The following is a 5,413-nucleotide window of genomic DNA, read 5'->3' as shown; positions in this document are numbered from 1 at the left end:
GGGCTGGGGAGAAGAGGGGTCCATGCGCAACATGGCTCTTTAGCCATCTCCAGGGTCACCCGCCCTCACCTCGGCGCACGGACCGTCTCCCGGGAGGCGGAGCAACCCCCCGAGTTGACCGATGCAGGATGACCTCCCACCCCCTGGACGGTCAGCAAATCGTGCCCATCTTCGTCACTCGCTGTGTCAGTCCCCGTAAACCCCGAGTCTCGGGTAATTGCAGTGAATACAGTTACTGTGTACATTCACATAGTGCCTGGAAGAGGCGTGTTTCAGGCATTCCCCCCTCGGCAGAGCGTTGGAAGGCAGGAGACGAGCATGGCGGACGGCAAGCTGAAGGCACTGGTGGTGGACGACGATCCGCTCGTCCTCGAACTGGTGGAGCGCTCCATCACCCGCTACGGCTTCGAGGTCACGACGACGCGCGCGGCGCTGGGCGTGGCGAACCTCATCCGGGTGCACCAGCCGGACATCGTGCTGCTGGACGTGAACATCCCGGCGCTCAGTGGCGACCGCATCCTGGGCGTGGTGCGCCAGTTCGCGGGTCCGGAGACGTTGTTCATCCTGTACTCGTCCATGGACGAGTCGAAGCTGCGCGAGCTGATGCGGACGGCGGGCGCGGACGGCTACATCCCGAAGAGCGTGAGCGGCCCGGAGCTGGCCCTCAAGCTGTCGGGCCTTCACCGCAAGTGGATGGCGACCCGTCCCGTGGGCTCCGCCCAGTCCCAGAGCACCACGGCCCAGGTGTCGGTGACGTCCGGGTAGGTGTGGACGGTCTGGAAGCCGACCCGCTCATGCGCGCGCAGGGAGCGGGTGTTGTGCACGGAGACCTCGGTGATGACGCAGTCGAACCGGTTCCGGAGCTGTTCGCGGTGTTGGTGGTAGAGCGAATCGAACAGGCCCATCCCCCGGTGGGCCTTGTCGATGCAGACCTGCCCCATCACGTAGAAGCGCTGGTCCTTCAGGGGGCGTCCCTTGAAGTCGAGCCGTTCGATGAGCGCGAACATCGGCTCCAGGACGGGGACGAGCGCCCGGCACTCGCGCGGCATGACCAGGGCATAGGCGACGACCTCGGAGCCGTGCAGGGCGATGATGCTCGGCGCCAGCGCATGCATGGCCTCCAGCGTGGGGAGGTCATGCGCCACGGTGACGAAGCCCTGGGAGCGCATCTCCTCCGGGGCCAGGACCTGCTTCAGGTTCCTGCGTTGCAGGGCCAGCACCTGTTCGAGTTCCGAGCGGGACTGGACGGCCCTCACGCTGTAGTCACCGGACATGGCGTGGGAGCATAGGCCGTCCAGGGCCGGCGCATGGGGAGGGGTTCGTGCCGGAGCAGGCGCGCCTCCAGGGATCCGTGGCCCCATCAGATTTCTGGGGGGCACGCTGACTTCTCCACGCGGCAAGGCTGCGGAATCCCTGAGAAGAACCCGCTGGTGCGCTCCTTGCTCCGCGCCGTACGCGGTCACTCTTCGGCTGAAGGAGCCTCGATGCGCTGGATGCGAATGCTGGGATGTTGCCTGACGGTCATGACCCTCGCGGCCTGTGGTTCGGATGACGCGGCCGGCAAGCAGGGGAGGCTGACCCTGCGGGATGGGCAGTCACTGGACCTCGCGCAGGAGTGCGGCGTGGACCTGCCCCAGTGTCCGCAGGGCCTGGGCTGCATCGCCATCAAGCTGGAGGGGAAGACCCAGGCGCGCTGCGTGAACGAAGCGACGCTCTGCACGGAGCTCGTCTCCTGCAGCGGAGGCACCGAGTGCGCCATCCTGACCTCGTATCCCGGTCAGGTCGTCTGCTCCGGCAAGTGCACCGGCTCGGACTGTGACGGAACCGTGTCCAGCGAGCCTTGAGCGGACGTGGCGCCTGAGCAGCGGCCCCGGCCCCTTGATCGAGGTCAAGGCTCAGCGCGTCCGCCGATCTCCGGAAAGCGTTCGTAGGCGCGCTTGAGTGCATCCAGGTGGGCGGGGTCGTCCAGGTCGAGCGGCGCATCGGTGAGCTGCACGACCCAGCCGCCCGATGCCGTGCGCCGCGCCCGTGAAAGCAGCTCGGCGTCGCGGGTCGAGTCCGGGAACCCGATGGCCTGCGCGGCGGCAGCCGACCAGTAGTTGAGCCACCCAAGGTAATAGGGAATCTCGGGCGCGCGGATATGCTCGAAGAGCTTCAGGGAGGGCAACCCCCGGCGAGGGGACGGCGGCCCTTGCTGCGTGGGTGCTGTCTGATACGCGATGTCCACCGCAGCGTCGTCTGGCGTCGCATGCCCCCAGAACGCTCGCGTGCCCTCCGCCAAGCCTGCCAGCATCTCCGCCGCTGCTGAGATGACGGCTGCGTCTAGCGGCAACTTCGCATGAACTTGGAGTTGTGGCTGCCCGCCTGGGCTCACATACGCGGATTCGTGCTGCCCGGAAATCATCACGGGGTAACGCTCATCGCCGTTACATATCATCGGGAACTCGCCGCGCGTGGTCGCCTCAGCCAACCACGCATCGCGCTGTGGCAACGCGGCAAGCTTTCGCCTCTCGGTAACTCTCCACTCCAGACGCAAGCCGGACAACGCTCGTTCCAAGGCATGGACGGCAGCAATTGTGCGGTTGTCGTCTCGCACAAGCGCAGGCGCATAGGCGTTGAGAATGAGGGGGCTTTGATGGGTCATCGTTTGCATCCCGTGACAACGACGTTGAGGGTCCGGTTCCGTCGCAGCAGCGCGTCTTTGTGCGCTTGGGTGCTCACCCCAATGACGAAGCCATACCCGCATGCCGCCGCAGAATCACGCTCCGTTGTTATCTGCTTGTATTCAGTCGCAATCTCCTGCTCCCGAACGAATTCATTGTATGTGTCAAACCGATGGGTCTTGATCTCCCACAGCACGCGCACGCCGACTTGCAGCGCATCGAAGCGTACACCGCCAACGAGCACGTCCATTCCAGGATAACGGTTGGGCGGGAACTCGTCGGCGCACGCATTATGCGGGTCATCTCCGCCCGCGTGAGGCACGGGAACGGGCTCGCAACTGGCGCGGCGCGTCCGGTCCAGGGGCCCAGGTGGCGCCGGGGGCTGCCAGTCCTGCCCTGTGGGCTCCGGCTCCGACTTGGGCTTGCGTTGCGCTTCAGCTTCCCGGGATGACACCTTCGTTCCTCGTGAGGCCCCTGTTTCCTCGGGGTAGGAGTGGCGTAGCTCATATGCATTCAGCTCTTCCTTGATGGCGACGGCGACAACCACCACGCCAAGGACGATGACGGCTCCCAGAACGATCTCAGGAGCCACCAGAACGCAGAGCCCGACGCCCATGGCACCCGCGCCAGCGGAGGCGACCGCGCATCTTCCCGCAGTGTCGTGGAACTCGATCCGATCATGGTCGAGGGCCTGATAACACCTCTCCACCAGGGCGGGCCAAGGCTGGGAAGCTTCACGGACAACGCACTGCCCGCCGTCTGTCCAGGGCAGCGCTGCCGCTCGCTGGAGATTGGCAATTCTCTGGCTCCGAGTTCCCCGCGCGCTGGGCGTCGGTGTCGACGTAGCGCAGGCGGAGAGAAAAAGTAGGAGTCCGATGCAGGCGCGGGAACGCATGACCACAGCCTTTCCACCAAGGCAAGGAGCTACGGGGCAGGGGTGGCCCAGTCTAGGGGATGCCAGCACGCGCTGACGACGCGGGGACTCGGTACGTGCCCGAGTGCTGCTATCCGGGGCGGAGCACCAACAACTCGGCGCGGTGGCCTGTACCAGGGGAGCGACGGCCAAAAATCGGCGCGGTAAAGCTGCGCCAACACGGCGGGGAAACTGGCGTCGGACCTGCCCCCGTTGCAATGACAGCAGGGCCGTCACGGCTCGTCGGTCATGCTGGAGAGCTGTTCCAACGCAAGCTCGCGGTAGTAGGGGACGACTTCGACAGCGAGCACCTCGCGCATTTGCTGGCGTGCGCTGTCGAAGTCACCCTGTCGCTGGAACCTCCACATCAGGTCCAGTGCATCTGTCAGGCGGTTCGACCCCTCCGCGATGCGCCGCTCGGTCTCGCGCAGCAAGGCCAGCGCCTCGGAGCTGGTGCTCAAGGCCGCCTCCGCATTGGTGATGGATACTTCCGCAGCGGTGCGCAGCACGAGGGCGCGCACGTCGTCACTCAGCGTCAGTGGAACTCCCTCGCGGAGGATGCGCCGTGCGAGGTCGCGGAACGGGTTCCAGTCGGGAGCGTTCATTCGGTCCTCACCGCTTCGGGCTACCTTGCTCACGTCGGCTGAAGATCGCTGACTGGGGAACCGTTCATCAAGACTGCACGGATCCATGTCGCAGGAGAGGGTGCGTGATGGCGTAGGTCCAGACCTCCGTCGCGAGCTTGAGCGCGGAGACCTCGGACTCGATTCCGCCGCGAACCTCGTCACGCAGCACGCGGAAGGCCCCCTGTCCGCCCGTCCACTGTCGCGACCTTTCACCTCGCAGGGGACGCCAGGGCCGGTTCGTGCACGTTGCAACCCGGGCGTCAGCGCCCCTCCCGCAACCCCCTGGGATGCCTGGGCCTGACGGTGGCCCTCTCCGGTACGGCGGATGCACAAGCTGTGCGGCGAGATCGCCATGACCTTCGAATACGCCGCCGGGACCGCGCTCGCCGTCCTGCTGTCCCTCTACCTCGTCTACGCCCTGCTCCGGCCGGAGCGCTTCTGATGACGCTCACCGGCTGGCTCCAGACCCTGCTGTTCTTCGTCCTCGTCCTCGCGCTGACAAAGCCCGTGGGCGCTTACCTCTTCCGCGTCTTCGAGGCCAACACCCAACCCCTCCCACGCCTGCTCGGTCCCATCGAGCGCGCCCTGTTGCGCCTGTGCGGCGTGCGCCGCGAACACGAGCAGACGTGGGGCCAGTACACCGCCGCCCTGCTCGCCTTCAGCCTCCTGGGCGTCGTCATCCTCTACGCGCTCCAGCGGCTCCAGCACCTGCTCCCGCTCAACCCGCGGGGCCTGCCGGCCGTCGGTCCGGCGCTCGCCTTCAACACCGCCGCGAGCTTCGTCGCCAACACCAACTGGCAGTCCTACGCCGGTGAATCCACCCTGAGCTACGCCACCCAGATGGCGGGCCTGACGTGGCAGAACTTCGTCTCCGCCGCTTCGGGCCTCGGTGTCGCGCTGGCGCTGGTTCGCGGCCTCACCCGTCGCCCCGGTCCGGAAGGCCGCAAGACGCTGGGCAACTTCTGGGTCGACCTGGTGCGCGGCACGCTCTACGTGCTGCTGCCCCTGAGCTTCGTCGCGGCCCTGTGCTTCGTCTCGCAGGGCGTGCTCCAGAACCTCGCGCCGTACCACGACGTCACCACCGTGGAGGGCGCGAAGCAGACGCTCGCCTTCGGGCCCGTGGCCTCGCAGGAAGCCATCAAGATGCTGGGCACCAACGGCGGTGGTTTCTTCAACGCCAACAGCGCCCACCCCTTCGAAAACCCCACGCC

At 66.4% G+C, this 5,413-nt stretch carries 9 protein-coding genes; 4 read left to right on the top strand and 5 right to left on the bottom strand.

From position 1 onward, the window contains the following. Window positions 1-318: 318 nt before the first annotated feature. Window positions 319-765 carry a response regulator gene (locus tag D7X74_RS39135; RefSeq protein WP_120538045.1) on the top strand — a complete coding sequence of 149 codons (447 nt, stop codon included), beginning with the start codon at window positions 319-321 and terminating at the stop codon, window positions 763-765. On the opposite strand, the gene D7X74_RS39130 is transcribed toward D7X74_RS39135, so the two are convergent. Beyond that, window positions 681-1,274, bottom strand: coding sequence for a GNAT family N-acetyltransferase (locus D7X74_RS39130; RefSeq protein WP_120538044.1), 594 nt, complete (start codon window positions 1,272-1,274; stop codon window positions 681-683). The two genes, D7X74_RS39135 and D7X74_RS39130, sit on opposite strands and share 85 nt — an antisense overlap. Before the next feature lie 210 nt (window positions 1,275-1,484). On the opposite strand from D7X74_RS39130, the gene D7X74_RS39125 reads away from it, so the two are divergent. Further along, window positions 1,485-1,844, top strand: coding sequence for a hypothetical protein (locus D7X74_RS39125; protein ID WP_120538043.1), 360 nt, complete (start codon window positions 1,485-1,487; stop codon window positions 1,842-1,844). 44 nt (window positions 1,845-1,888) lie between these two features. On the opposite strand, the gene D7X74_RS39120 is transcribed toward D7X74_RS39125, so the two are convergent. The 4 genes from D7X74_RS39120 to D7X74_RS44920 form a co-directional block, all read right to left on the bottom strand. Continuing rightward, window positions 1,889-2,644 carry a DUF5953 family protein gene (locus tag D7X74_RS39120; RefSeq protein ID WP_120538042.1) on the bottom strand — a complete coding sequence of 252 codons (756 nt, stop codon included), beginning with the start codon at window positions 2,642-2,644 and terminating at the stop codon, window positions 1,889-1,891. After that, window positions 2,641-3,279, bottom strand: coding sequence for a DUF6310 domain-containing protein (locus D7X74_RS39115; RefSeq protein ID WP_341870462.1), 639 nt, complete (start codon window positions 3,277-3,279; stop codon window positions 2,641-2,643). Before D7X74_RS39115 ends, D7X74_RS39120 begins: the two co-directional genes overlap by 4 nt. Before the next feature lie 530 nt (window positions 3,280-3,809). Continuing rightward, window positions 3,810-4,181, bottom strand: a complete 372-nt coding sequence (locus tag D7X74_RS39110) for a DUSAM domain-containing protein (RefSeq protein ID WP_120538041.1) — start codon at window positions 4,179-4,181, stop codon at window positions 3,810-3,812. A 67-nt stretch (window positions 4,182-4,248) separates the two neighbouring features. After that, entirely contained in the window at window positions 4,249-4,371 is a 123-nt protein-coding gene (locus D7X74_RS44920) for a hypothetical protein (RefSeq protein ID WP_255424521.1), read from the bottom strand. A 156-nt stretch (window positions 4,372-4,527) separates the two neighbouring features. Between D7X74_RS44920 and kdpF the strand changes: the two genes are divergently transcribed. Both kdpF and D7X74_RS39100 read left to right on the top strand, forming a co-directional pair. Next, complete coding sequence (gene kdpF / locus D7X74_RS39105) at window positions 4,528-4,644, top strand: K(+)-transporting ATPase subunit F (protein WP_199732985.1); 117 nt, start codon at window positions 4,528-4,530, stop codon at window positions 4,642-4,644. Further along, window positions 4,644-5,413, top strand: a 770-nt coding sequence (locus tag D7X74_RS39100) for a potassium-transporting ATPase subunit KdpA (protein WP_147446847.1), incomplete at its 3' end; no start/stop codon positions are given. The genes kdpF and D7X74_RS39100, both read left to right, overlap by 1 nt.

It is taken from the genome of Corallococcus sp. CA047B, assembly GCF_003612065.1.
Taxonomy (GTDB): domain Bacteria; phylum Myxococcota; class Myxococcia; order Myxococcales; family Myxococcaceae; genus Corallococcus; species Corallococcus praedator.
This window is presented reverse-complemented; position numbering and strand designations above follow the sequence as displayed.